Below are 26,558 nucleotides of genomic sequence, written 5' to 3'. Positions count from 1 at the left end.
AGACCAGCATGATATTCAAGCGCAAGGGATTGCGACCCGGAGATCCGTATCCGCTCGGCGCGACATGGGACGGTTCCGGTACGCAGTTCGCGCTCTATTCGGAGAACGCGGAGGGTGTCGAGCTGTGCCTCGTCGATGACGAGGGGAACGAGCAGCGCCTGCCGATGCGTCACCGCACCTCCTTCGTCTGGCACGTGTATGTGCCGGAGATCGGCCCGGGACAGCGGTATGGCTACCGTGTCCACGGGCCGTGGGCCCCGGAGCGCGGATTGCGGTTCAACCCGAACGTGCGCCTGCTCGATCCTTACGCGAAGGCGCTCGCGTCGCGGGTCCAGTGGAACGCGAACTCGTTCGCCCACTGCATCGATGAGTCGGACGGGGATCTCAAGATGTCGGAGAAGGAGGCGCTCGGCGCCCCCCTCGGCGTCGTCATCGACCCCTCGTTCGACTGGACCGGAGACCGGTCTCCGCGCGTCCCGTTCCACCGCAGCGTCATCTACGAGGCGCACGTCCGCGGCCTGACGATGCTGCACCCGGAGATCCCGGAAGAGCTCCGCGGCACGTACCTGGGCATCGCCCACCCGGCCATGATCGGGTACCTGAGATACCTCGGCGTCACGGCGATCGAGCTCCTGCCCGTGCACGCCTTCGTGCACGAGAAGTTCCTGCTCGACAAGGGGCTCCGGAACTACTGGGGCTACCACACGATAGGCTTCTTCGCGCCGGACGTCGGGTACCGCGCGGGCAACGACGTGACCGCCGAGGTCCGGCAGTTCAAGGAGATGGTCAAGGCGCTGCACGCCGCCGGCATCGAGGTCATCCTCGACGTCGTCTACAACCACACGGCCGAGGGCAACCACATGGGCCCGACGCTGAGCCTGCGCGGCATCGACAACCCGACCTACTACCGGCTCGTCCCCGGCAACGAGCGCTTCTATTTCGATTACACCGGGACCGGGAACACCCTCAACGTGCGCCACCCGCAGGCGCTCCAGCTCATCATGGACTCGCTGCGGTACTGGGTCCTGGAGATGCACGTCGACGGGTTCCGGTTCGATCTGGCCGCGGCGCTCGCGCGCGGCCTGCACGACGTCGATCAGCTCTCCAGCTTCTTCACCATCGTCCACCAGGACCCGGTGCTCAGCCAGGTGAAGCTCATCGCCGAGCCCTGGGACGTCGGCCCCGGCGGCTACCAGGTCGGCAACTTCCCCGTGCGCTGGGCCGAGTGGAACGGCCGTTACCGCGACACGCTGCGCGACTTCTGGCGCGGCAGCGGCGGCACGGCCTCGGACCTCGGGTTCCGGATCACGGGGAGCAGCGACCTCTACGAGAACAACGGGCGCAAGCCGTACACGAGCATCAACTTCGTCACGGCCCACGACGGCTTCACCCTCGCGGACCTCGTCTCGTACAACGAGAAGCACAACGAGGCGAACGGGGAGGGCAACTGCGACGGCGCGGACGACAACCGGTCGTGGAACTGCGGCGCCGAGGGGCCCACGGAAGACCCCGAGATCCTCCAGCTCCGCGCCCGGCAGATGCGCAACATCATGGCGTCTCTCCTGTTCTCGCAGGGCACGCCCATGATCCTCCACGGCGACGAGCGGGGGCGCACGCAGGAGGGGAACAACAACGGATATTGCCAGGACAGCCCGCTCACGTGGCAGCCGTGGACCTGGGACGAGCCGTCGCGGGCCCTCATGGAGTTCACGCGCAAGTGCCTCCGCATCCGGCACGAGCACCCCGGGCTCAGGCGATCGACCTTCTTCAAGGGGCGCCCGATCCGCGGCGGCAAGACCTACGATATCCAGTGGTATCGCCCGGACGCTGAGCTGATGACCGACGAGGACTGGTGCAACCACTGCACGCAGTGCCTCGGGGTGTTCCTGTCCGGAGAGGGGCTGGACGACGTGGACGAGTCCGGCGACCGGCTGGTCGACGACGACTTCGTCCTGCTGCTCAACGCGTCTCCGTGCGACCTGAGCTTCGTCCTCCCCTTCGCCGACGATTCCAGGCCGTGGCAGCTCCTCGTGGACACCCACGACGACGCCGCCACCGAGACGCGGAAGGGCGGGGAAGAGACGGCGCTGAAATCGCGCTCGCTCAAGCTCTTCCTCCGCGCCCGGCGCGCCGCCTGACCGGCCGCGCCCGCGGCCGCTCGCTCAGAACCCGTTGAAGCTGCCGAGGAACAGGGGGGGCCCGGCGAAGGCCGCGTCGAGGAGCGCGGCCGCCTTGGCGCTGCCCACCACGAAGCCCTGGCTGAGGAGATCGCGCGCCGAGGTGGCGCCGAAATAGATCTGCGTGAGCCGCTCGATGGAGAGCGAGAGGCGGTCGCCCGCCGCGCTGCCGGGCGCCGTCTGGACGCCGCGCGCCGCGAAGGTCACGTCGAAGGCGCGCGGCGCGTCCGTGAACACGGGATCCTCGACGTCGAGGCCGATGGCGCCGCGCACGCCGTGCTTCCTCGGCGAGGGGTGCAGCGCGAGCGCGGCGGCGACGTCGACGATGCGCCCCATCGCGCCGGCCGCCGTCAGGCCGAGGACGTTGCGGCGGTGCGCCACGTGGACGGGCGGGCACAGGCCGGGGTGCCGGGCCGCCGTCTCGTAGAGGATGGGCTCGTCGCGGACGCCGGGCTCGTCGAGCAGCGGCGCGCCGTAGCCGCGCGGGAGCATGAGCTCCACGACCTCGTACTGGTCGCCGAGCGCGCCGAGGAAGCCGATGAGCCCGCGGTAGGCGCCCGGCGTCGGCGCGCGGAGCTCGCGGACGAGGAGCTGCTGGACGCCGTAGGCGCCGCCCTCCGGCACGTCGAAGAGCAGGTAGCCCGCGATCGCCTTCGAGCCCGGATCGACGTAGACCGCGCCGCTGGGGGAGCGCTTGAACACGCGCACGTCCCACCAGTACTCGCTCCTCTTGAGCTGACCCGTCGTGTCGGTCCGCGCGAGATCGTAGGCCTGCTTGATGAGCGGCTCGTCGCGGGGGCGGGAGAAGGCCCGCACGTGGCGGCGCAGCACCGAGTCCGGGAGCCGGTCGGGCGAGGTGCGCACGACGTCCCGGAGCTCGCAGACGCCGAAGCCGAACCTGCGGTAAAACGAGAGCCGGACCGGGTGGAGCAGCGCGAGCGCCTCGCCGCGGCGGCGCATGCGGCGGAGGCTCTCGCGGACGAGCCGATCGGCGATGCCCCGGCGGCGGAACTCGGGGAGCACGGCCACGGTCGCGAGGCCCTGGAAGGGCACGTCCGCGCCCGCGAAGCTCATCGTGAGGTCGAGCGAGGCGACGTGCCCGACGAGCTGGCCGTCGGTCTCCGCGACGATCACGTTGTCGAGGGAGAGGTGCGCGTGCTCGGTGAAATACCGCAGCCACGCCTCCGGATCGCCCGCCTGGAACGCGCGGTAGGCGACCGTGGCCAGCGTGCCCTCCTCGCCCTTGCGGGCGCTGCGGAACACGAGCTCGTGGTTGGAACGGCTCGGGATGCGGGCGCGCGCCATGACGGCTAGCCCGCCTTGCCGGTGGCGCCCGCCGGCGGCTGCCCGGAGGCGACGGCCCCGCGCAGCGCGTCCGCCATCTCCGCGGCCGTGCCGAAGCGGCCGGACGGATCGCGCGACAGCGCCTTGACGAACCACGCGTCGAGGGCAGGCGTGATGTCGGCGCAACGCTCGCTCGGGAGCGGGAAGTTGCCGATGCGGATGGCGCTGAGCAGCGCCTCGAGCCCCTTCTGCTCGAACGGCGGAGCGCCGGTGAGCGCCTGGTACGCCATGACGGCGACGGACCAGAGATCCGAGCGGCCGTCGACCCGCTTCGGGTTGAAGAACTGCTCCGGGCTCATGTAGACGAGGCTGCCGACGACCGCGCCCGTGGCGGTCAGCGTGGTCCCGTCGGGGTCGATGTCGCCCCGCGCCACGCCGAAGTCGAGCAGCTTGACGCTGGTGCTCCCGCCGACGTCGGCGAGGAAGACGTGCTCGGGCGTGATGTCCCGGTGGATGATGCCGAGCGCGTGCGCCGCGGCGAGGCCGTCGCAGAGCTCCGACACGATGGAGACCGTCTCGTCCAGCGAGAGGCGACCGGCGCGCGCGAGCCGGTCGGACAGCTCCTCGCCGCGGAGCAGCTCCATCACGATGTACGGGAGGCCGTCCTCGGCGACGCCGTGCTCGTGGACCTCGGCCACATGAGGGCTCTTGATCCTGGCCGTGAGCGCGCCCTCCCGGTGAAACCGGGCGACCGCGGTCGGATCGGTCGCGAGCGACGCGGACATGAACTTGACGGCGACGTCCTTGCCGAGCCCGAGGTGGCGCGCCGCCCAGATGCTGCCGATGCCCCCCATCCTGAGCAGGCTCACGAGCGTGAGGTGCGGCGCTACGTGGGAACCGGGCTCGAGCCGCATGGATGGCCAGTATGCATGAAGCGTCCTCCGCTGGCCACAGGGCGGGAATCGGCCCGGCGGGCAGCGCGGAGGGCGGCGCTGGTCGCGTCGTCGCGTCGTCGCGTCGTCGCGTCGTCGCGTCGTCGCGTCGTCGCGTCGTCGACACGTCGACACGTCGTTTACGCATCCTCGCCGCGCTCTCGTCGCTCGCGTACCCGGCGCGTCGTCGTCCCGATCGGATTCCGCTCGCGCGCGTCGCTGTCGCGTCGCGTCGGCGCGTGTGCGTCGCGTCGGCGCCCCTCGAGGGAGGGGCGCGCGCGGCTCAGTACAGCCCCTCCGGGGGCCGGCCATCGGACATGAACTTCCTCGCCACGGCCGCGATCCGCCGCACGTGGAGCTCCCGCCGGACGGGCACGAGGTAGGCGAGCAGCGCCTCCAGGTAGGCGCCGTCCGGCCGCGGATCGGTCGACTCGAGCCGCTGGAGCGCCTCGAGCGTCTTCACGGCGTGCGCGGTGAAGATCGGCCTCACGGCGGCGTCGAGCGCGGCGAAGGGGGCGAGCTCGGCGAAGGCGCGGCGGCGCCCCTCGCCGTCGAGCTGCCGCGCGATCGCGAGCGCCCCGCCGACGTCGCGCGCCGCCGCGGCCGCGAGCAGCGCGCCGCCGGACGCGCGCGGCGTGGGGGCTGGCGCGGCGCGGGACGGCGTCGGGGCGTCCGGCGCGGCGGCGTCCGCGCTGCGGAGCTTGCCGACGAAGCCGGCCGCGAGCACGGCGAGCTGCGCGGCCTCGCGCGGGAGCGCGTCGCGGCCGAGCGCGGCAGCGGCCTCGGCGAAGGTCACGGCGTGGGTGACGTCGAGCACCCCGACCTCGGCGTCGAGGCGCTGCTCCCAGGCCGGATCGAAGCGCGCGAGGCGGACGGCCGCGGCGTGGCCGATCGCGCCGAGCAGCGCGAGCGGGCCGGCGCCGCGCGCGAGCCAGCGCGCCGTCGCCTCGACGGCCTGGCGCTCGCCGGCGAGCACCTCCGCCTCGAAGGCGGCGCGCTCCGCGGGGTCGAGCGGGGCGGCCGGCGCCGCGGCGCCCTCGGGCGCGGGCAGGGGGAGCTCGGCGACGCGCGCGAGCGCGGCGCGCGTGGCCGCGAAGGGCGGCAGGCTCGTGTCGGCGGTGGCCCAGGCGAGCTGCACCGTGGAGGCCGCGAGGACCTCGTCCGCGGCGGAGGAGAACCGCTCGCCGAGCTCGAGCGCCTTGGAGAGGAAGATCGCGCCGTGCCCGTAGTCGTGGAGGTGCTGCGCGACGAAGGGCAGGAGCGCCCGGCGCGCGCCGGCCGTGCCGCGGACCTCGATCAGCTCGCGCATCCGCGCCTCGGCCTCGTCGCGCCGCTCCGCCGCGAGCGCCTCGCTCACCTTCTCCGGCTCGTCGAGCTCGAAGTCGGCGATGCGCGCGAGCGCCGAGCTCCCGCCGGCCTTGCCGGCGCCCTTGCCGCGCGGGCCGAGCCGGGCCGACGCCTCGCCGATCGCGTGGGCGGCGACCACGAACGCCTCCTCGGCGGGGACCCAGCCGCGCTCGACCCAGGTGCAGAGGTCCGCGAGCAGGGCGAGGCCGTGATCGAAGCCGTGCTCGGCGCGCTCCGCCCCGTCCCTGGCGAGCACCTCGAACGCGAGGTGCAGGCTGCCGAGGCCCGTCTCGGCCCGGTGGAGCCGGAGCGCCCCGAGCCGGAGGCCCTCGCGCAGGGCGCGCGCCGGCTCGTCGCGCCGGACCGCCTCGCGCAGGCCGGCGACGAGGCGCCGCACCTCGGCCGCGGTGTCGACGGCGCGGTTCAGGAGCACGCGCCCGCCGTCGACGCGGGTGGCGTAGCGCCGCACCGGCTCGCCGCCGAACGAGCAGGCGCCCGTGGCGATGTCGAACTTCCAGTTGTGCCACGCGCACGTCAGCACGCCGCCGCGCAGCGCGCCCTGCGAGAGCGGGTAACCCTGGTGGGGGCACCGGTCGTCCAGCGCGTGGACCTCGCCGCCCCGGAGCACGCAGGCGAAGCGCCGCCCGGCGTCGTCCTTGCGCAGCACCGGCTCCTCCGCCGGAAATTCGGAGAGGGGGCCGAGATCGATCCAGTCCGACTTCATGACGTCTCCGCGGGGCCGCGCAGGCAGCGGCGAACGCGGCGTCCGACCGCGGCGTGCGTCGCGCCGGCGACGCGATCGTAGCCGACGGCAGGGCGGGGAGGGACCGTGAATCCGGCCTGCCGCGGAAAAGACACCGAGAGACATCGGCGGCGGCGCGCCGGTCGCCTGCCCGCCGGCTCGCCGGTCATCGCGTCTGTTCCTCGCCCCGGACCCGGCTCACCCCTTCACGCACATCACCTGGCGCAGCTCGGCGACGATCTCCACGAGATCGCGCTGGTCCTCCATGACCCGCTCGATCGCCTTGTAGGCGGCGGGGATCTCGTCGAGGACCCCGCCGTCCTTGCGGCACTCGACGCCGGCCGTCTGCGCGGCCAGGTCCTTGACGGTGAAGCGCCGCTTCGCCTCGCCGCGGCTCATCTTGCGCCCCGCGCCGTGCGACGCGCTCTCGAACGCCTCGGGGTTGCCGAGGCCCCGGACGATGTACGAGCGCGTGCCCATCGATCCGGGGATGATGCCGAGCTCACCCTTGCCCGCGCGGATCGCGCCCTTGCGCGTCACCAGCACCTCCTCGCCGAAGTGGTGCTCCTCGGCCACGTAGTTGTGGTGGCAATAGATGGCTTCCTGGATCTCGAGCTGCGGGAAGTGCCGCCGGAGCACGCCCTCGGCGAGGTGGAACATGGCCTCGCGGTTCGCCCGCGCGTACCGCTGCGCCCAGAAGAGGTCGTGACGGTAGGCCTTCATCTCCGGGGTGCCGGCGAGGAACACGGCGAGGTCGCGATCGGGCAGGTCGCGGTTGTGGGCGAGCTTCTTCGCCGTGGCGATGTGGATCTCGGCCAGCTCTTTCCCGATGTTGCGAGAGCCGGAGTGGAGCATCAGCCACACGCCGCCTTCCGTGTCGAGGCAGAGCTCGATGAAGTGGTTGCCGCCGCCCAGCGTGCCGAGCTGACAGCGCGCCTTCGTGAACAGGCCCTTGACCTTCGGGGTCAGGCTCGAGAACTCCTCCCAGAGCGGCAGGTTCGCGAACTCCTTCGGCGGCGCGTCGTGGGCGGCGAACCCGACGGGGATCGCCCGCTCGATGTCGCTGCGGATCCGCTTGAGGTCGTCGGGCAGGTCGGCGGCCCTGAGGTTCGTGCGGAGCGCGCCCATCCCGCAGCCGATGTCCACGCCCACGGCGGCCGGCGCGACGGCGTCGCGCATCGCGATCACCGAGCCGACGGTCGCGCCCTTGCCGAAGTGGACGTCGGGCATCGCGGCGACGTGGTGGAACACCCAGGGCAGGGCGCTGATGTTGCGCAGCTGCTCCAGCGCGACTTGCTCGACCTCCTCCGGCCGGGTCCACATCTTGATGTCGACGTTCCTGCCCTTGATCTGCGCGGGTCCCATGCCGGCAGGATAGCGCGCCGCGCGGCGCCCGCAGCGCTGGCCTTCCGGCCGCGGCGGTGAGGCGGGGCGCTCGCCGAGCTCTGCAGGGCTGTCGCCCCGCTCGTCGACGAGCGCGCCGCGATCGGCCTGGTGCCGGAGGGGGGATGCGCGCTGCGCGCGCTACGGGAGGAGGTTCGAGGCGTCGAGATCGATCTGGTGGATGCCGTACCGCTCCGCGGCGACGAGGACCTCGTCCCGGGCCCGGTCGACAAGCAGCTCGGGGTACCACGCGCCCGTGAAGAACGCCTGCGCCACCGGCCGGCGCGGGTCCTCGTAATCGACCATCAGCGTACCGCTATACACGTTGAAGAACGCGCGGCGCTCGGCGGTGAAGGGCATGAGCGTCATCCAGCGATCGGTCGGCGTCTCCGAGAGCACGTCGAACCCGGTCGACGAGATCGTGTCGCTCGGCCTCAGGATCGCGAGGCTGCCGGACTCGTTGCCGTAGCTCCACCGCCAGTACGACGGCCAGATCCGCTCGCCGTACGTCATGAGGGCCCGCTGGTGCTGGTCGATGAGGATGGTCTCGTCGATCGTCTTGCCGGCGAGCTCCTGGTAGTTGTTCAGGTGCGCGCGCCCGTTGAGCAGCGTCGACCGCGCGATCGCCGGCTCGATGAAGTGGCTCCCCCACACCCGGTCGCGCGTGAACACCTTCGCACCGCGGATCGCGAGGGCCTCGCCGGGGACGTTGATCGCGGGGCCGAGGACGGGCGCGCCGGGGCGGGACAGGTCGACGCGCCGGACGAAGTAGCGCGCGTGGGGGCGCGGGTCGTCGGGCACCACGGCGGGCAGCTTGACGGACACGTAGAGGTCGCCCTCGTGCGCCAGCGTGCTCACCGCGTCCTCGTCGGCCGGGAGCGCGACGGGCGGCGCCAGGGCCGGGTGATCCGGGTCCGAGAGGTCGACCACGTGGACGGTCATCTGCCGGATCTGGCGGCGCGCCTCGCCGTCATAGCACGACGACTCGAGCACCCCGTCGAGCGCGGCCTCGTCGAGGACGGGCGTGCAGACGTCGCGTTCGCCGAGCCGCGTCGTGCACGCGGCGAACCCGCCCGTGCAGTACTCCGGCCCGCCGTCGACGGACTGGCAGGTGCGCTGCCCCGTGGTGTACCTGCAGTTGTCCACGCCGGAGCAGGCGTAGTCGCCGTGGCTGTAGGTGACGTACGACTCGCAGCGCTCTGCCGGGCCGAGCTCGGCCCAGGAGTCGGTCTTGCCCGCGAACGTGAGCGACCTGTTCGTGGGATGGACCCGCGTCGGCGCGTAATAGTAGTAGTCGTAATAACGGCCGTACGTCGGGGGCAGGTCCGTCGTGACGAGCTGCCCCGCCGCGCGCGGCCGCAGCGGGTTCGAGAGATCGACAACGCTGATCGTGGTCTCGTACCTGGGCCAGTCCACGTACCTGGAGGTCACGACGGCGAGCAGGTCGTCGCCGATCTTGTAGTAGCTCGCGTCGGGCGTGACCGGGAAGGTCGCGAGCGGCGTCGCGACGTCGGCCACGTCCGTCGCGTCGATGACCTCCGCCTGGGCCATCTGATCGGGCTCGCGCTCCCAGGAGTCCTGCTCGGGGTTGCGGATGCGCACGCGGTGGTCGCCGTACCCGAGGATCGTCGTGTAGTTGGGCGCGAGGTCGAGGTCGCCGAGCTTCTCCGGGTCGTCCAGATTGCGCTGATCGTAGAGGCTGAGCTGCGTCTCCGACACGTTCGCCGCGGTGTCCGGGCCGGCGCGGAACGAGCGGCGCACCGGGGAGGCGTGCTTCATCACGCCGCGGCGGGTCAGGGTCGTGCTCGAGTACGTGAAGATCTGCACGGCAGAGTTCTGCCTCCACCGGCCTTCCTCCTCGCTCCAGCCGGAGAACGGCAGGAGCACGAGGCCCGTCTCGGTCTCGCCGGTCGGCGCGGCCACGCGCACGGCCCCGTCGAGCACGGTGAACGCGCGGTGGTCCCAGTTGGCCTCCGACCAGTTCCAGCCGTCATCGTCCCCGGCCACCTCGGAGCGCGCGATCATCGGGTTCGGGTTGGTCAGATCGGTGATGTCGTACAGGCTGGCCGCGAGCCTGCGCCCCCCGCCCTCGTCGTTCACGCCGATCCCGATGAGCCGGGTCGCGCCGAGCACCGGACGGAGGAAGTCGTTCCAGCCGGAGACGATGAACTCGCTCTTTTCCTCGATGTTCCCGTGGGGATCGATCGAGAAAGCGTGGAACGGGTCCGTGCGGAAGTAGGTGACCGCGAACGCCCTGTCGTCGAGGAAGACCGCGCCGAAGAGCGACTCTCCCTCGCCGAAGTCCTCGTCGTCGATCGGCGTGAGATGGTCGAGATCGGACGCGTCCCACGTCTGCAGGTGGCTCACCCCTCCGCCCCACTGCGGGCCCGAGAAGACGCGCAGCGTGTCGTCGCGGAAGTCCATGTGGAACTGCGAGCGCACGTAGCCGTCCACGGTGACCGTATCCCGCAGCGCCATGGAGCCGTCGATGCTCGAGATGTCGACGATCGACACCTGGCTGTTCTCGTAATCCCAGCCCTCGGGGCCGCGCGCGACCAGCAGGACGTCCCCCTCGCCGTGGATGTCCGTCACGTACCCCCCGAGGTCGAGCTGGCTGCGCTCGGTGAGCCCGCGCTGGGTCACGTCGAAGCTCTTGACCACGGCCTGGTTGTGATACTCGTAGTCTCCGTTCCCCAGGTCGACCCACCCCCAGTCGGTGCTGGCCACGTAGAGGGCGTCCCGGGTCGCGCCGTTCGCGTACCGGCTCGTCTGGATGTACCCCGGCACGTCGAACTGCGACAGGAGCCTGGGCGCGTTCCGGTTGGAGATGTCGACGAGGAGGACGGCCCCGCCCGCGCGGCGCTCCATGGCGAGGCTGCCCGGCGTGGCGCGGAACCCGACCCAGTTGTTCATCAGCACGATCGCGCGATCGCCGTCGACGTACATCTCGACCGGACTCCCGGCGACCTGCATCTGCCCGACCATCGTCGGGCTCCCCGGATCATGGATGTCGATGACCTGGAGTCCCCGATAGCCATTGAGGTTCAGGAGGTGCCCGTCCCCGAGGACCCGGTAGATGTCGCCCTCCTCCAGCTCGCGCTCTTCTTCCTCTTCCTCCTCCTCTTCTTCCTCTTCTTCCTCCTCCTCTTCTTCCCCGTAGAACACCAGGGGCAGATCGTCCGCCGACACGAATGACGTCGACCCGCCGAGGAACTCGGCGGTCTCTGCCGTGCTCTCGGCGAGGTCGCCTGCCGGCGCGCGATCGGCTCCGGCCGTGCACCCCGGGCCGATCACGAGGAGCGACCCCCCAAGCCAGCATGTTAACGCCGCGTTGCGCTGTGTTAAGAACCTCATCCCGCCACCTGGCCCCTTTCCCACGTATCCGATAAGGGAGCGAAACTACTTTATATCGCCCCCGCGCGGCGCTCGGCGCAAGTGAGAAATCGCCTGAGTTCATCGAGGAACCATGCTGCTGCGCGGCTGTCACAGGCGGCCGCGTACGTACAAGACAAGCCCGGTTGCGCGCACAAACGGCGCCGATGTGAGCATCGCTGTGCCCCCGACAGCCAGGTGCGCGCGCTCGACCGCGGCGAGGCCGCGTGCCCGCCCGGCTTCGGCCTTGCGGAGCCTCGGAGTTGCTGATACGCGTCGAAATCGCTTCTTCCGGGGTACTTGTCCATGCCGTCTGCTCGCGCACTCACCATCGCAACCCTGGCGGCGCTGGCCGCTGTGTCCTCGGCGCTCACGACCGGATGCGACAGCCGCAAGCCCGGCGAGGAGGCCGCGGCTGCGAAGGCCGCCGCCGCCGCTCCGGCCGCGTCGACCAGCGCTCCGGAAGCCCGGAAGGCCGCCTCGCCGCCGGGGGACGACCGCTTTGCGGCCCAGATCGCCGCGAATCTGTCCCGGGTGCCCGATCCGGCGATCCAGCCCGCGGAGGGAGGCGGCGCGGGCGCCGAGCTCGACAATGGCACCTTCCGCGATCGCACCGTGGCCTTCGTCCGCCAGGTGATCGCGGGCGGTGACAAGGTGACATGCGATCTGTCCCTGTCGTCCAAACGCCCCTTCCGCGCCGTCGTGATGGGCTTTCAGGAGGGGAAGCAGATCGCGCGCGGCGACGCGTCGGACGCGGCGCTCTGCGTCGCGCTGAAGGGCGCCGCGCGCCGGGCGGTGGCGGCGGCGGGCGGCACGCGCGAGGCGCTCGCCGGTGCGCGGCTCGTCGTGGAGCTGCCGGATCATCACGAGTCCATGGTCGAGAGCGTCGAGAGCGTCGAGAGCGTCGCGGGGAAGGGGAAGGGGAAGGGGGTAGAGCTCACCCAGGGCCTCGTGCCGGTCCGCTTGCTCGACAAGGCCCTCCTCGCGAAGCGCATCGAGGACGGCAAGGGCTATCTCCTGCGCGTCATCGACCCGCAGCACAAGGGGGTTCACAAGTACTACCATGCCCCTGCCGACCGGTTCGAGAACGAGCTCCACACGATCTACACCGCGTCGACGGCGCTGACGCTGCTGAAGCTGCACGCCTACAAGCCCGACGAGCGCCTGCTCCGCCTCGCGACCGAGGCCGCGGGCTTCATGATGGGCATGCAGAGCCGCGAGACGCGCGATCGCACGGCCGGCGGCTTCTTTTACGCGTTCGACCTGGAGCGCAAGCGGCCCGAGCGTCGGCTCGTCGTCGGCACCGCGTCGAAGTCGATCTTCACGCTGGTCGAGCTCCACGGCCTGACGAAGGAGAAGAAGTACCTCGAATCCGCGGTGATGGCGGCCGACTGGCTGATCGCGATGCAGCGGCCCGACGGCAGCGTGCGCTCGGCCCTGAGCGGTCAGGAGGGGGGCGCGTGGAAGGTCCAGGGCAAGGAGTCGATGCTCTACACCGGACAGGTCCTCTCCGCGCTGTCGCGCACCTACCGGGCCACGAACAACAAGAAGTACCTCGACGCCGCGGCGCAGACAGCGGACTTCTTGCTCGCGAGGATCGCCAAGAAGGGCTGCTTCCTCGGCGACGACTACAGGAAGCCGAACCCGATCTCGAGCTCGTGGGCGGTCCAGTCGCTGCTCGATTTCGCGAAGGCGAGCGGCGATCAGCGCGCCGAGCAGGCCGTGTTCCGCTGCGCCGACGACCTCGTGAAGCGGCAGTGGCGCAGGCCCGAGGACGCCTACCGCTACGGCCGCTGGCAGCGATCGCTGTCGAGCAGCGGGACAGGCTGGCTCGCCGAGGTGATGTCGGAGGTCTATCACCACTGCCGCCAGAAGGGCAGGGACGGCTGCGATCGCTACAAGGACGCGGTGGTCGCCGCGATCCGGTTGCTCCTGCAATACACGTACGGCCCGGAGAACTCGTTCGTGGTGAAGAACCCGCAGGTGTCCGCCGGCGGGGTGTTCTGGAGCGTCAGGGATCGCTACGTGCGCACCGACTCGGTGTGCCACGCGATGAACGCGTACCTCAACATGATGAGCGAGCTCGGCGATGGCCCGCTGCTCACGCTGCCGGAGCGGCCCCTCGCCGATCGGATGGCGCTCGCCGCGGAGTCGGGGGGCGCGGACGCGGCGAACGCCGGCCTCTCCGCGGAAGACTCCGCGGAGGACGGAGAGGAGGGCGAGGAGGCCGCCGCAGGGCAGTCCGGGCCGCGGAGCGACGATCCGGACGATTGAGGGTCGCTCGCACTCCAGCGCTCGAATCCCGCCGACCCGGCGCGGGTTGGTGTATAGAGATCGGGCGTGATCGACCCGATCCTGGGGGCACGGCAGGAGGTCAAGAGCCGATGGACAGCAACGATCGGAGCAGGACTGACGGCGCTTTCCCCGAGGGGAATGGCGGGACGAGGGAGGCTCCGCGGCGGAGCCGTGCGGGCGCTGGAGGGGCGGCGGGGACGATGAAGATGGCGACCGCGTCCTCCACGGCGGGCTCGGCCGATGTCGCGTTCGCGGAGGCCATGTCCGCGCTCCGCGCGAGCCTGGGCAGAGAGCCGGACCACGTCTTCCTGAGCTACACCGAGTCTCATGATCTCGACGAGCTCGCGCGCGCCACGGCGGCGCTCCCGCCCTCGGTCCGGGTCCACGGCTCGAGCTCGTGTCTCTCGGTCATGACCTCTGCCGGCGTCCACGGCACGGGGGGCCCTGGCCTGGCCGTGCTCGGCGTCGCGGACGCGCAGGGCGCCTATGGCGCGGCGGCCGAGCCGGTCGGCGACGCGCCGCGCGCGGCGGCCGCCCGCGCGGCGCGCCGCGCGATGGAGGACGCCGGCCGGGCGGGCAAGCCGCCGGCGCTGTTCTGGCTGACCGCGCCGCCCGGCGTGGAGGAGCAGATCCTCTGCGGGATCGAGGACGCGGTGGGGCCCGACGTGCCGGTGTTCGGCGGCTCCTCCGCGGCGAACTCGCTCGACGGGGCGCTGTCGCAGCTCGCGCGCGGGCAGGCGCACCGCGGCGCGGTGCTCCTGTCGGCCTTGTACCCTTCGGGCGAGATCGCCTGTGCGTTCAGCTCCGGATACACACCGACCGAGCACCGGGGCTGGGTCACCCGCTCCGAGGGGCGGCGGGTGCCCGAGATCGACGGGCTCCCGGCCGCGGAGGTCTACGACCGCTGGACCGGCGGCGCGTTCTCCGCGCAGCTCGGCGGCGGCTCCATCGGGGCGGAGAGCACGCTCTGCCCCCTCGGCCGGCCTGCCGGGTGGGCGGGCAAGGTCCCGCAGTTCCTGCTCATCCACCCGAACACGGTGGACGGGGACAACGCGCTGACCTTCGGCGTGCACATCAACGAGGGGGACGAGCTCGTGCTCATGAAGGCGACGCGGGACGACCTGATCGAGCGCGTCCGGTCCGTGGCGGGCGCCGCGCTCTCGTCCGCGCGGCCCTCGTTCCGGCCGCAGGGCGCGCTCGTGGTCTTCTGCGCCGGGTGCATGCTCGCGGTGCGCGACGACATCGGTCGCGTGGTCCAGGGGGTGACCGCCGCGCTCGGCCCGACGCCGTTCCTCGGCAGCTTCGCGTTCGGCGAGCAGGGGTGCTTCGTCCGGGGCAAGAACCAGCACGCGAACCTGTCCATCGCCGTCGTCCTGCTCGGGCAAGAGGAGCAGTAGCCCGCGGTTCGATTCGCCCCGCGCTCCAGGAGAACCCTCGATGTCTCAAGTGAAGATCTACGGAATCAAGGACAGGCTCAACCCGGTGAAAGAGACCCTGTCGAAGGTGATCCACGCCTGCGTCATGGAGGCGCTGCAGCTCCCGCAGGACAAGCGGGCGCACCGCTTCTTCCCGATGGAGCGCGAGGACATGCTGGCCCCGGGCGGGCGCACCGACGCTTACACGATCATCGAGATATCGATGATGACAGGCCGCAGCGTCGAGACGAAGAAGAAGCTCGTGCGGCTCCTGTTCGACAGGATCCGCGACGAGGTCGGCATCGATCATCAGGACATCGAGATCTGCATCTCGGAGTCGCCGCCCCACGACTGGGGGTTTCGCGGCATGCACGGCGACGAGGTCAAGCTGAACTACAAGGTCAATCTATAGCTCCGTGCTCCCGGGCCCCCGTATGCCGCGGTGCGCCGCAGCGGTTCCGTGAGCGCTCCGGCCGTCATCCGGCTTCCCGACCCCCGCCCACCGGGTGTACACTGCGGGGTCATGGGTCGCCGCTTTCCTGACCTGCTTCCTCCCGCTCTCCGCGCCGCCGCCGGCCGCTCTTCCCGGGATGGGCTGGGCGTCGGTTCATCGCGCTGCGCGCCGCGGGCTCCTCATGCCTGGTCGAGGGAGCCAGGCGTGCTGTCTTCTCGTTGTCGCAACGGAGTTGCGCGGCTTACAACCTGTGTTGGAATGGTTGGTTGTGTGATCAGATCGGCTCTCCGCGGGAATATTGCACCGCTCAGAACTCGCCGACCGCATTCGTTCTGACGGGCTCGAGCGTCGACACTCCTGGAAGAATTTTTTAGCTACAGTCGACAGCGAAGGCCCGCGGCTTCGTCGACCACCACGAACCGGATCTCCGCAGGCGCACGTCTTAAAAGGACTTGGACAATTGCATCAGAGCGGCCGGCCTCAGAGCCGGATGTCGCGGCCAGCGCGCAGCGCAGGCGAGCCGACGACACCGGTCAGCCGCAACAACGAGGAAAACACCGTCATGAGCTACGCACGCATTGCCATCAGGAAGGGTCGGATCGGACCCTCGCTACTCTGCTTGTTGCTTCCCCTGTCGCTCGCCACGTTGACCGCCTGCGGGTCGGATGGCGTGAATGGCGCGCCGGGGGAGCCGGGGGAGCCGGGGGAGCCGGGGGAGCAGGGGCCGCCGGGCCCGAAGGGCGAGCCGGGGGAGCCGGGGGCGCCGGGAGCGGACGGCGAGCCGGGCGAGCCGGCCGCGGAGGCCACAGGCCCCCAGCCCAAGTACGTTTCGACCGAGGGTGGAGCGGGGCGTTTTCCCCTGTCCGTGGGCGGCAAGGCGGCTCCGCTGGTCGTCAGCTCCGACGACTACGACGGCGTGATCCGCGTCGCGGGCGATCTCGCGGCGGACATCGAGCGGGTGACCGAGGTCAAGCCGGAGATCTTCCAGGACGAGGTCCCGGAGGCGGCGACCGAGGTGGTCCTGATCGGAACGCTGGGCAAGAGCCCGCTCATCGATCAGCTCGAGGCGGACGGGAAGCTCGACGTCTCCGGGGTCACCGGCAAGTGGGAGACCTTCGTCACGCAGATCGTCGAGGCCCCGATGGAGGGCGTGGAGCGCGCGCTCGTGATCGCGGGCAGCGACCAGCGCGGCGCCATCTTCGGCGCGTACGACCTCTCCTCGCAGATCGGCGTGTCGCCCGTCTACTGGTGGGACGACGTCCCGCCCCAGAAGAAGCAGGCGCTGTACGTGCTGCCCGGGCTCCATACCCAGGGTGAGCCCGCGGTGAGGTTCCGCGGCTTCTTCGTCAACGACGAGAACCCCGCGACGGGCAACTGGGCGGCCAAGATGTTCGGGCCGGGCAAGGCGCCGGGCTTCCCGGGGGGGCTCAACCACCTCTACTGGGAGAAGATCTTCGAGGCCGCGCTCCGCATGAAGGCGAACTACATCTGGCCGGCCGTGTGGGGCCGGGCGTTCGGCGAGGACGACCCCGAGAACCACAAGACCGCCACGCGCTACGGCATCGTGATGGGCACCTCCCACGAGGCCCCGATGCTGCAGGGCATCGAGGAGTGGAATCGCCACGTGGTCCCGGAGGTCAAGGACGCCGCCGGCAACGTCGTCACGCCGAAGACCGATCCGTACGGCGGCACCGGCGACTGGCGCTTCTCGGTGAACGCCGAGGCGCTGAAGAAGCACTGGACCAAGGGCATTCAGCGGATGGTCGACCAGAACATCGAGGGCGTCGTGACCCTCGGCATGCGCGGCCCCGGCGACGTCAGCCTGGCGCCGGAGGACGGCATCCCGCTGATGGAGAACATCATCGCCTCGCAGCGCGCGATCCTCGCCGACGTGACGGGCCAGGACGTGACGACCATCCCCCAGGTCTGGACGCTCTACAAGGAGATCCAGGGGTACTGGGACGCCGGCATCCGCGTGCCGGACGACGTCACCGTCGTCTGGGCCGACGACAACTGGGGCAACATGAAGCGCCTGCCGAAGCCCGGTGAGCAGCGGGCGGGCGGCTACGGCCTCTACTACCACTTCGACTACGTCGGCGGCGGCCGCAACTACAAGTGGGTCGACACCAACCTCCTGCCCAACATCTGGGAGCAGCTCCACCTCGCCTACAGCTACGGCGTGGATCGGCTCTGGGTGGTCAACGTCGGCGACTTCAAGAACGAGGAGCTCCCGCTCCAGTTCTTCCTCGACTACGCCTGGAACCCGGATCGCTGGCCGGTCGAGAAGCTCGGCGAGTGGGAGCGGCAGTGGACCGAGCAGCAGTTCGGCTCGGAGCACTCGGACATCATCGCCGACATCCTGCACAGCTATTCGCTGCTGCAGTCGGATCGCAAGCCGGAGCTGACGAACCGGAAGATCACCGTCGATTACGATGTCCTGTTCAGCCAGCCGTCGGCCACCGTCCCGGATCCCGACACCGCGGCCGTCACGTACGACGACAGCGCGAGCCCGTTCAGCCTGACGAGCTACCGCGAGCTCGAGAGCGTCGTGGAGGAGTGGGAGGCGCTGGCCACGCAGGCGGAGTTCGTCGCCAACCTCCTGCCGCACGAGGCGCATGACGCCTATTTCCAGCTGGTGCTCTACCAGGTGAAGGCGACCGCCAACCTGTACGCGCTGCGCCTGGCCGGGTTCAAGAACCGGCTCTATGCGCAGCAGGGGCGCGCCGCCACCAACGACATGGCGGTCCTCGCGGAGGAGCGGCTCCAGGACGATCTGGCCCTCTCCTACTACTACAATCACGAGCTCGCCGACGGCAAGTGGGAGGGCTTCCAGACGCAGCCGCACATCGGCTACGGCGCGCCGGGCAACCCGTCATGGCAGCAGCCCGAGCACCAGTACAACAACATCCAGGAGTTCATCTGGCCCGAGCTCGTGTCGATCGACGTCCCCGCGGGGGCCGAGCTCGGCGTGGCGATCGACGGATCGAGCAACTACTGGACGGCGGCCGGGGCGGGCGACGAGAGCAGCGAGCTGCCCGTGCTGCCGGCGTTCAGCCCGTACCAGACCCAGCCCGAGCAGTACATCGAGGTGTTCAACCGCGGCAGCGAGCCGCTCGAGTACACGATCGAGGCCGAGCTCCCGGTCGCGTGCCCGCAGGGCTGGGCCGCGAACACCGTGTGCCCGCCGTGGCTGACCGTCTATCCGAGCCACGGCACCGTCGACAAGGAGGTGCGCGCGACGGTGAGGGTGGACTGGACGCTCGCTCCGACGACGTACCCCGACCCGGCGAACCCGTCGCAGTGGCTGCCGCTCGAGTTCCCGCTCGAGATCCCGATCACGGTCGAGGGCTCGGATGGGAGCTCGGTGGTGGTCACGGCGCGCGTCGAGGACCCGCGGAAGATCGGCTGGAAGGCCAACCGCTACATCGAGGCCAACGGCTATGTGTCGATGGAGGCGGAGCACTACAGCCGCGCCGTCGACACGGACGACGTCTCGTGGAAGCGGCTCCCGGACATCGGCCGCACCGGCGCGGGCATGACGCCGTTCCCGGTGACGGCGGAGACCCAGGAGCCCGGCGGCGCCTCGCCCCGCCTCGAGTACGACATGCACCTGTTCAGCAGCGGTGAGGTGACGGTCTGGGTGTACGTGTCGCCCAGGAACAACTTCCAGAAGTGGCCCGAGGGGCTGCAGTACGGCGTGTCGATCGACGATGGAGAGATCCAGACGGTCAACACGACCTACGCCATCGACCTCGACGGCAACGGCAACAAGATATGGGAGCGGCACACCTCGGACAACGCCAACATCATGCGCACGAAGCACACGATCAGCGCGCCGGGCGAGCACGTCCTGAAGCTCTGGATGGTCCATCCGGGCGTCATCGTGCAGAAGATCGTGGTGGACGCCGGCGGCGTGAAGGAGAGCTACCTCGGTCCGCCGGAGAGCTACTGGATGGGCAAGGGACTGGAATAGTCGAGAACCCTCCGTAGACGACCAGGGAGCCCGCCGCGCACCTCGTGTGCGGCGGGCTCTCGTCGTTTGTGCGCCCGGCGGGCGCTGTCTCGAGGGGGCGAGTCCCGTCTCCCGGGGCGGGAGAGAGGCTGAGGCCGGCGGCTGTTTCAGCGAGGAACGGTTGATGCGGCGAGGGGCCGGAGCTACCATCGGGAACACGTCGCCTGAGGAGATCCCGACGATGAAGATGACCTTTCGCTGGTACGGCGAGAATGACCCCGTGCGGCTCGAGTACATCCGCCAGATTCCGGGCATCTACGGCATCGTCTCGGCGATCTACGATGTCCCGGTGGGCGAGGTGTGGCCGGTCGAGAAGCTGCAGGCGCTCAGGGCGCGCATCGAGGGCGCCGGCCTCAAGTTCGAGGTCGTGGAGAGCGTGCCGGTGCACGAGGACATCAAGCTCGGCAAGCCGACCCGCGACAGGCTGATCGACAATTTCTGCCAGAACATCCGCAACTGCGCCGCCGTCGGCGTCAAGGTGATCTGTTACAACTTCATGCCGGTCTTCGACTGGACCCGCACGGAGATGGCGAAGGAGCTCGCCGACGGCTCGCTGACCCTGGCCTTCGACGCCCAGGCGGTCGCGGAGATCGACCCGGAACAAGGCATCGCGCTGCCCGGCTGGGACACGAGCTACAGGCCGGAGCAGCTCCGCGCCATCCTCGAGGAGTACAAGAGCATCAGCGAAGAGGCGCTGTGGGAGCACCTGGAGCACTTCCTCGAGCGCATCATCCCGGTGGCCGAGGAGGTCGGCGTCCGCATGGCCATGCACCCGGACGATCCACCCCGGCCGATCTTCGGCCTGCCGCGCATCGTCAAGAACCGCGACGACCTGATGCGCCTGGTGAAGACCGTCGACTCCCCGGCCAACGGCATCACGCTGTGCTCCGGCTCGCTGGGCGCCGACCTCTGCAACAGCATCGTGTCGCTCGTGCGCGAGTTCGGCGGCATGGGCCGCATTCCGTTTGGCCACCTGCGCAACGTGGCGGTCCAGGAGGACGGCACCTTCTTCGAGTCGGCCCACCTGTCCTGTGAGGGCTCGCTCGACATGGCCGCCATCGTGAAGGCGTACCATGACGTCGGGTTCGACGGCTACGTGCGCCCGGACCACGGCCGCATGATCTGGGGCGAGACCGGCAAGCCGGGGTACGGGCTGTACGACCGCGCGCTGGGCCTCGTCTACCTCAACGGCCTCTGGGAAGCCACGTGCAAGCTCTCCTCGAAGGCGGGTGTCTCGTGACGTCGACCGGAGGGGCAGGGACGCTGCGATAGCGGACCGAGTACCACGAGCGCATCTTCGAGCCCGACGGCGACGTCATCCTTCGTTGCACCTCTGCGTTTCTGCGCACTTGCATTGAAATTTTTTTTCTCCGGAATCCCCTCGCGGACGCCCCTGCCGCTTCGGGGTATCGGTGGAATTCTTCACATGTTCATCTCGATCAGCGGACGAACGCTCGCCGGGGCGGACGCTCTGTGTGCGAGGATGACAGTGGCACCCACGGGGTCGTCGCCCATTGCGCCGGCCCATTGCGCCGGCCCATTGCGCCGGCCCATTGCGCCGGTTAGAGCGCGCGAACGCGTGAGGTGGTCGTTTGCGGACACGGTCGCGAGGAAATCGTGCTAAGTGAGAGTCTCGGGGGCTCGAATCTTTGGAGCGCCTGATCTCGCAGATCCTTGCCATGATTCACTTGTCCATCTTCAGTGAATCCTGCGGCTCGGTCGGTCCAGTCACGGAGGAACTTCATGCGTATTGCTAGCTTGCTTGGCTACTTCTCCGCTTCGGTCGCTTGCTGCTTGCTTGCCTGTGCCGTTGAGCCTGTCGACGACGAGTACAGCGATACCGATATTCTGGACTCTGCCTTGAACAGCGCAGACGGTTCGATGTCGGCGGACATCAAGCTTCAGACGCAGTGGGGGAGCGGGTACTGCGCCGACGTGACGATCACGAACAGGACCGTGTCCCCGAGGACCACGTCCTGGGGGGTGGTCGTCGCGCTCAACGGCTCCACGATCAGCAGCTCGTGGAACGCGACCGTCTCGGCGCCTTCGGGCGGGAACGTCACCGCCACCCCTGTGGGCTGGAACGCGGCGGTGGACGCAGGCAAGTCGGTGGCGTTCGGGTTCTGCGCGAACGGCGCCGGGCGGCCTTCGCTCGTGTCGGTCAACGGCGGTGGAGGCTCGGGCAGCAGCTCGAGCTCTTCGTCGAGCAGCAGCTCGAGCTCCAGCAGCAGCTCGAGCTCGTCTTCGAGCAGCGGCGCCGGCGGTGCGGGTGGCTCCGGCGGCGCGGGCGGTGCAGGTGGCTCCGGCGGCGCGGGCGGCTCCGGCGGTGGGGGCGGCGGCGGCTCCGGCGCGAAGTTCGTCGGCAACATCACGACGAACGGCGCCGTGCGCGACGGCTTCGCGCGGTACTGGAACCAGATCACGCCGGAGAACGAGGGCAAGTGGGGCTCCGTCGAGTCGTCCCGCGGCAACAAGAACTGGGCCGCGCTCGACCGGATCTACAACTACGCGAAGTCGAACAACATCATCTTCAAGCAGCACGTGTTCGTGTGGGGCGCCCAGCAGCCGAGCTGGCTCGCGGGCCTCTCCGGGTCGGAGCAGCAGGCGGCCGTGAAGGACTGGATGCGGTCGTTCTGCGCGCGCTACCCGGACACGAAGTACATCGACGTGGTCAACGAGCCGCCGCCCCACACGACGCCCAGCTACAAGAACGGCATCGGCGGCGACGGCGCCAGCGGCTACGACTGGATCGTCAACTCGTTCAAGTGGGCTCGCGAGTACTGCCCGAACGCGGTGCTGATCCTCAACGACTACAACAACATCGAGTACGAGGGCGATCACCAGAATTTCATGAAGATCGCGCGGGCGGTGATCAACGCGGGCGCCCCGGTCGACGCCCTCGGCGCGCAGGCGCACGACGCGTACAAGATCAACACCACCACGGTGAAGGGGTACATCGACAAGCTCGCCTCGCTGGGTAAGCCCGTCCACATCACCGAGTACGACATCGGCATCGCGGACGACAACCAGCAAAAGCGGGTGATGGAGGAGCAGTTCACGATGTTCTGGAACCACCCCTCCGTCAAAGGCATCACCCTCTGGGGTTACATCGTCGGCGCAACCTGGAGGGACAACACCGGCCTCCAGCAGCCGAGCGGCACCATGCGGCCGGCCATGAGCTGGCTCATGAACTTCCTCGGCCGCTGACGGGTCGCTGCCCAGGACCGCGAAGCCCCTCGCGCTGCCCAGGGACCGAGAGGCGCCTCGCGCTGCCCGGGACCGGGCAGCCGGAGCGCTGCGCTGCCCTGCGCAGCACGCCGGCCCCACCGCGAGGCGGCGACCCTGTTGCCCTCACGCCCCCGCCGCCTCGTAGGTCGAGCGCCAGAAATCCACGAATGCCGGCGGCGCGGTGGGCGAGTCCATCAGGCGCTGGGTCATCAGCACGCCGATCACGCCCGTCTCCGGATCCCAGTAGCAGGACGTGCCGTAGCCGCCATCCCAGCCGAGGCCGCGCGGCTCACCCGGCCTCGCCCTGGTGACGATGGATAACGCATAACCCCAGCCGCGGCTCTCCCAGAAGCCGGGGCCGAACGGCGAGATCGCCTTCTGCGCCGGGGTGATGTGGTCGGTGGTCATGAGCTCGACCGAGCGCGCGGAGAGGAGCCGCTTGCCCCCGTGCTCGCCCCTGTTGAGCATCATCCTGGCGAACGCGAGGACGTCGTCCGCGGTCGAGACGAGGCCGCCGGCGGCGGACGGAAAGCCGGGGGCGCGGCTGAACCGGCTCTCGCGGCCCGCGGGATCGAAGACCTCGAGCTGCCCTGTTCGAGGGTTGCGCACGTAGCAGACCGGCAGGCGATGGAGCTTGTCCGCGGGCACGCTGAAGCCGGTGTCCTTCATCCCGAGCGGCTCGAAGACGCGCTCGCGCAGGAAGGCCTCCAGCGGCAGGCCAGAGGCCCTGGCGATCAGCGCGCCCAGCACGGTGAGGGACGTGTCGTACATCCATGCCTCGCCCGGGTGATGCATCAGCGGCAGCGAGCCGAGGTCCTGCAGCCAGGCGTCGGGGCTCGGCGCGTCCGGGAGCTGCGGCCCGACCGCGACGCCCCTGTCCATCATGGCCTGGACGATGGGATGGTCGCCCGGCGCCATGATCGCGCCGACGCCCATGCGCAGGGTGAGGAGGTCGCTGACCAGGATCGGGCGCCGCGCTGGCTCGGTGTCGTCCACGGGGCCATCCAGCGCCCGCAGGACCCTTCGATTCGCGAGCTCCGGCAACAGGGAGTCCACCGGCTCATCGAGCCGGAGCGTCCCGTCCTCGACCAGCATCATCGCCGCTGCGCCCGCGATGGGCTTCGTGACCGAGGCGATCCGGAAGAGGGTGTCGCGCTGCACCGGCCCGGCGTCGCCGAAGGCCGTCTTGCCGATCGCGTCCGCGTGCGTCTCGCCACCGCGGCTGACCAGCGTCACGACGCCAGGCAGATCGCCCCGCTCCACGTGCGCCGCCATCGCCGCGCGCATCCGCTCCAGCCCCGCCCCGGAAAACCCGCCCTCGCCCATCGCTCGCTCCTCCTCTTCGGGGCGACAGGCGCCCCCCATCCCTGCGGCCACCAGCGCAGCGATCCCAGCCAGCACGCGGCGTCGATCGGCGCATCCCGACGTCGCGCGCGTGCCCTGAGCCCGCATCACCCGCTACTGATACGAATCTGGCACCGGTTGCATTTTACAACTAGTTGCAGGATAGGATCTCCGGTGCGAAAGTGCAACCAGTTTCCGAGGAGCCACGGATGAGCGCCACGTACAGGTCGGGCTGCCCGATCAACCTCTCGCTCGAGGTGTTCGGGGACCGCTGGAGCCTGATCCTCCTGCGCGACATGATGTTCGGCGGCCGCCGCCACTTCCGTGAGCTGCTCACCCGGTCGGAGGAGGGGATCTCCTCCAACATCCTCGCCGATCGCCTGAGGTCGCTCCAGGAGGCGGGGATGATCACGAAGGCCGACGATCCCACGCACAAGCAGAAGGCGGTCTACAGCCTGACGGAGAAGGCGATCGCCCTGGTGCCCATCTTCGCGCACCTGGGCGCCTGGGGTCGCCGGTACATGCCGGTGAGCGAGGAGCTCAGCATTCGCGCGCAGCTCCTGGAGGAGGGCGGTCCGGCCATGTGGGATCAGTTCATGGCCGAGCTGCGCGAGACCCACCTCGGCGTGCCGGCGAGGCGCGAGGGGCCCACCGTCGGCGAGCGGCTGCAGGCGGCCTACGAGGCGGTCTGCGCGCGCCGCGCGGCGCGGAGCTGACCCCGCCGGACGCTCGTCGCGGCGAGGCCGCCGCGCGGCGAGAGAGGCTCAGAGCCCGAGCGCCAGCCTGGCGGCCTGGTACGACCCGGCGTGGGGGATCTCCATCGCGTCGAGCACCGGCACCATGTCGGCGCCGCCCGCGGCCTCCGTGAAGTAGACGAGGATGCTGTTGCCCGTCTGCTCCACGTTCTGCGTGCAGCTATTGAAGTCATACGGGTGCTGCGGGTGGAAGATCCCGTGCATGAAGCTCTCGGTGAGCAGCCCGGCGTTCTTCACGTGCCAGAAATAGCAGTTGCCGATGTCGTGCGTCCTCGTGAGCTCGGTGCACCCCGTGTCAAAGTCGATCCCGGTCAGGCCGAGGGGGCCGAAGTCCTCGACCGGCAAGTACCCGGTCAGGAACGCCAGCGCGTCGGCGATGCCCTCGTTGAGGCACGAATCGTCGCCGGAGATCGAGGCGCTGATCTCGTCGTACAGCTCGTGCGCGTTCTCGTGGGCGAACCGCGGCATCGCCGCGTTCGGGATGCCCCCCTTGTGCGCGATGAACGGCGGATTGCCGTAGTTGATCGTGATCGTCCCGTCTCCGTACGACCAGTTGCCCTCTCCCATGACCCCGCCCAGCTCGGAAGGCATGAAGAACGCGTCGAGCTTCTCGGAGGTGAGGCCGGTCATCGAGCGCTCGATCGAGACGGCGTCGAGCCCCTGCGCGTGCAGATCCGCCGCGGCGGTCCCCGTGTCGTACGAGGGGTGGCGATAGAACACGCTGTCCATGATCGCGGAGCTCTGCCGCGAGCTCTCGAACGTGAGCGGGGTCGTCCCGTTCCAGACCGGCGCCACGTCGTAGTAGCTGAGCAGCACGTCGAGATCCGAGTGCAGAACGATGCCCGGTGCATACGAGGTCGTCACCGTGTTGAAGCTCACGGTCGCGGCGCCGGACACGAGGCGCAGCGACGCCCCTTCCGGCAGCGTCATCGGCAGGAACACGCCGCTGATCGGCCTGCCGTCCACGTTCGGAACGACGGTGGTCTTCCGGACCGGCGTGCAGAGCGGGTTGCTCTCGGGGCAAAGATAGACGACCGGCGGCGCGACCGTCGCGCAAGGGCCGGTGTCGCAGTACTCCAGCCACGGCGGCAACGGCGCGGCGGCGACCGGCGGGCCGGCGTCGACGACGTCGAGCCGATCGAGGAGGTGCGGCCCGCTGCCGGACGGCACGTTGAGGGTGATGGAGAACGACCAGAGGGGGGCGGGCGTGCTGCTGGTGGACAGCGCCTGCTGGACCGCCGGCGGGACCGCGAACGTGAGCCGATGGAAGGTGCCCTGCGCGAGGCCCGTCAGCGATCTCGTCCCCAGGGTCTGCGATACGCCCTTCGAGGGGACCTGTATCGCCAGGGAGAGCTCGCCGGCCCACCAGGGGTTCGGCTGCTGCTCGGGGACGCGGACGTCGATCGAGACCGCGCTCTTGATCGGGTCGCCGATCGCGAGCGGCGCGCGCTGGATCACCGTGTAACCGACGTTCGCGACCGAGAGCGCGCGCTCGCCCTCGCTCCGCGTGGCGCTCAGCGACAGCGAGCCCGCGCTGGCCGTCCAGCCGCTCAGCGCCTCGAACCCGAGCGCCGCGGCCGCCTCGGCGCCGAGCGCCGCGGCGGCCTCACCGCAGTCGTCGCAAGAGGCGGCTTCCTCCGCGGAGCAAGCGGACATGAGGACGCTCAACCAGACCGCCGCCGGTGCAACCAGAGTTCGCATTCGATTCCTCCTCGAACGAAGTGGCCGGGGCGCGAGTCCGCTCCTCCGGCGCAGTCTCGATAGGAATAACCCGGTGTGCTGTCAAGCTCACACGGTCGCGGTGATCAGGCCATCCAC

The 26,558-nt window shown here is 70.0% G+C and carries 15 protein-coding genes and 1 pseudogene; 9 read left to right on the top strand and 7 right to left on the bottom strand.

Features of this window, described 5'->3' with window-relative positions; translation table 11 throughout:
- The first annotated feature begins 8 nt into the window (after positions 1 to 8).
- Positions 9 to 2,138 carry a glycogen debranching protein GlgX gene (gene glgX, locus WME76_RS45535; protein ID WP_437962469.1) on the top strand — a complete coding sequence of 710 codons (2,130 nt, stop codon included), beginning with the start codon at positions 9 to 11 and terminating at the stop codon, positions 2,136 to 2,138.
- A 24-nt stretch (positions 2,139 to 2,162) separates the two neighbouring features.
- On the opposite strand, the gene WME76_RS45530 is transcribed toward glgX, so the two are convergent.
- The 5 genes from WME76_RS45530 to WME76_RS45510 form a co-directional block, all read right to left on the bottom strand.
- Entirely contained in the window at positions 2,163 to 3,482 is a 1,320-nt protein-coding gene (locus tag WME76_RS45530; RefSeq protein ID WP_437962468.1) for a GNAT family N-acetyltransferase, read from the bottom strand.
- A 5-nt stretch (positions 3,483 to 3,487) separates the two neighbouring features.
- Positions 3,488 to 4,375 carry a serine/threonine-protein kinase gene (locus tag WME76_RS45525; RefSeq protein ID WP_437962467.1) on the bottom strand — a complete coding sequence of 296 codons (888 nt, stop codon included), beginning with the start codon at positions 4,373 to 4,375 and terminating at the stop codon, positions 3,488 to 3,490.
- Positions 4,376 to 4,676: 301 nt separating this feature from the next.
- Positions 4,677 to 6,464 carry a Rieske 2Fe-2S domain-containing protein gene (locus tag WME76_RS45520; protein WP_437962466.1) on the bottom strand — a complete coding sequence of 596 codons (1,788 nt, stop codon included), beginning with the start codon at positions 6,462 to 6,464 and terminating at the stop codon, positions 4,677 to 4,679.
- 216 nt (positions 6,465 to 6,680) lie between these two features.
- Positions 6,681 to 7,847 (bottom strand): RtcB family protein, encoded by a 1,167-nt coding sequence (locus WME76_RS45515; RefSeq protein WP_437962465.1) that lies wholly within the window; start codon positions 7,845 to 7,847, stop codon positions 6,681 to 6,683.
- A 159-nt stretch (positions 7,848 to 8,006) separates the two neighbouring features.
- Positions 8,007 to 11,159: a beta-propeller domain-containing protein gene (locus tag WME76_RS45510; protein WP_437962464.1), complete on the bottom strand. Its 3,153-nt coding sequence runs from the start codon at positions 11,157 to 11,159 to the stop codon at positions 8,007 to 8,009.
- 384 nt (positions 11,160 to 11,543) lie between these two features.
- Between WME76_RS45510 and WME76_RS45505 the strand changes: the two genes are divergently transcribed.
- The 7 genes and pseudogenes from WME76_RS45505 (at position 11,544) to WME76_RS45475 (ending at position 22,620) form a co-directional block, all read left to right on the top strand.
- Positions 11,544 to 13,511, top strand: a complete 1,968-nt coding sequence (locus tag WME76_RS45505; protein WP_437962463.1) for a D-glucuronyl C5-epimerase family protein — start codon at positions 11,544 to 11,546, stop codon at positions 13,509 to 13,511.
- Positions 13,512 to 13,732: 221 nt separating this feature from the next.
- On the top strand, positions 13,733 to 14,929 hold the full coding sequence (locus WME76_RS45500; protein WP_437962462.1) for an FIST signal transduction protein: 1,197 nt from the start codon (positions 13,733 to 13,735) through the stop codon (positions 14,927 to 14,929).
- A gap of 40 nt (positions 14,930 to 14,969) precedes the next feature.
- Positions 14,970 to 15,359: a tautomerase family protein gene (locus WME76_RS45495; RefSeq protein WP_061619319.1), complete on the top strand. Its 390-nt coding sequence runs from the start codon at positions 14,970 to 14,972 to the stop codon at positions 15,357 to 15,359.
- Between the two features lie 712 nt (positions 15,360 to 16,071).
- Positions 16,072 to 19,374 (top strand): glycosyl hydrolase 115 family protein, encoded by a 3,303-nt coding sequence (locus WME76_RS45490; RefSeq protein ID WP_437962461.1) that lies wholly within the window; start codon positions 16,072 to 16,074, stop codon positions 19,372 to 19,374.
- 220 nt (positions 19,375 to 19,594) lie between these two features.
- Positions 19,595 to 20,653 carry a mannonate dehydratase gene (gene uxuA, locus WME76_RS45485; RefSeq protein WP_437962460.1) on the top strand — a complete coding sequence of 353 codons (1,059 nt, stop codon included), beginning with the start codon at positions 19,595 to 19,597 and terminating at the stop codon, positions 20,651 to 20,653.
- A gap of 503 nt (positions 20,654 to 21,156) precedes the next feature.
- Positions 21,157 to 21,522 (top strand): annotated as a pseudogene (locus WME76_RS45480) (cellulose binding domain-containing protein); the annotation flags it as partial.
- 276 nt (positions 21,523 to 21,798) lie between these two features.
- Positions 21,799 to 22,620, top strand: coding sequence for an endo-1,4-beta-xylanase (locus tag WME76_RS45475; protein WP_437963026.1), 822 nt, complete (start codon positions 21,799 to 21,801; stop codon positions 22,618 to 22,620).
- Positions 22,621 to 22,764: 144 nt separating this feature from the next.
- Here WME76_RS45475 and WME76_RS45470 read toward each other — a convergent pair whose 3' ends face one another.
- The gene (locus WME76_RS45470) at positions 22,765 to 23,967 is read right to left on the bottom strand and encodes a serine hydrolase domain-containing protein (protein ID WP_437962459.1); all 1,203 of its coding nucleotides are present in this window, start codon (positions 23,965 to 23,967) and stop codon (positions 22,765 to 22,767) included.
- A 227-nt stretch (positions 23,968 to 24,194) separates the two neighbouring features.
- On the opposite strand from WME76_RS45470, the gene WME76_RS45465 reads away from it, so the two are divergent.
- Positions 24,195 to 24,701, top strand: a complete 507-nt coding sequence (locus WME76_RS45465; RefSeq protein WP_437962458.1) for a winged helix-turn-helix transcriptional regulator — start codon at positions 24,195 to 24,197, stop codon at positions 24,699 to 24,701.
- A 48-nt stretch (positions 24,702 to 24,749) separates the two neighbouring features.
- On the opposite strand, the gene WME76_RS45460 is transcribed toward WME76_RS45465, so the two are convergent.
- On the bottom strand, positions 24,750 to 26,441 hold the full coding sequence (locus tag WME76_RS45460) for a hypothetical protein (RefSeq protein WP_437962457.1): 1,692 nt from the start codon (positions 26,439 to 26,441) through the stop codon (positions 24,750 to 24,752).
- Between the last annotated feature and the right edge of the window lie 117 nt (positions 26,442 to 26,558).

It is taken from the genome of Sorangium sp. So ce119 (assembly GCF_051524405.1).
In the GTDB taxonomy this organism is placed as follows: Bacteria; Myxococcota_A; Polyangia; order Polyangiales; family Polyangiaceae; genus Sorangium; species Sorangium cellulosum_G.
Note: the sequence above shows the minus strand (reverse complement) of the source record. Positions and strands in the feature narration are given on the sequence as shown.

Coding starts and splice junctions, on each gene's coding strand:
- glgX (WP_437962469.1), top strand. CDS start 9: ATGATATTCAAGCGCAAGGGATTGCGACCCGGAGATCCGTATCCGCTC.
- WME76_RS45530 (WP_437962468.1), bottom strand. CDS start 3,482: ATGGCGCGCGCCCGCATCCCGAGCCGTTCCAACCACGAGCTCGTGTTC.
- WME76_RS45525 (WP_437962467.1), bottom strand. CDS start 4,375: ATGCGGCTCGAGCCCGGTTCCCACGTAGCGCCGCACCTCACGCTCGTG.
- WME76_RS45520 (WP_437962466.1), bottom strand. CDS start 6,464: ATGAAGTCGGACTGGATCGATCTCGGCCCCCTCTCCGAATTTCCGGCG.
- WME76_RS45515 (WP_437962465.1), bottom strand. CDS start 7,847: ATGGGACCCGCGCAGATCAAGGGCAGGAACGTCGACATCAAGATGTGG.
- WME76_RS45505 (WP_437962463.1), top strand. CDS start 11,544: ATGCCGTCTGCTCGCGCACTCACCATCGCAACCCTGGCGGCGCTGGCC.
- WME76_RS45500 (WP_437962462.1), top strand. CDS start 13,733: ATGAAGATGGCGACCGCGTCCTCCACGGCGGGCTCGGCCGATGTCGCG.
- WME76_RS45495 (WP_061619319.1), top strand. CDS start 14,970: ATGTCTCAAGTGAAGATCTACGGAATCAAGGACAGGCTCAACCCGGTG.
- uxuA (WP_437962460.1), top strand. CDS start 19,595: ATGAAGATGACCTTTCGCTGGTACGGCGAGAATGACCCCGTGCGGCTC.
- WME76_RS45470 (WP_437962459.1), bottom strand. CDS start 23,967: ATGGGCGAGGGCGGGTTTTCCGGGGCGGGGCTGGAGCGGATGCGCGCG.
- WME76_RS45465 (WP_437962458.1), top strand. CDS start 24,195: ATGAGCGCCACGTACAGGTCGGGCTGCCCGATCAACCTCTCGCTCGAG.
- WME76_RS45460 (WP_437962457.1), bottom strand. CDS start 26,441: ATGCGAACTCTGGTTGCACCGGCGGCGGTCTGGTTGAGCGTCCTCATG.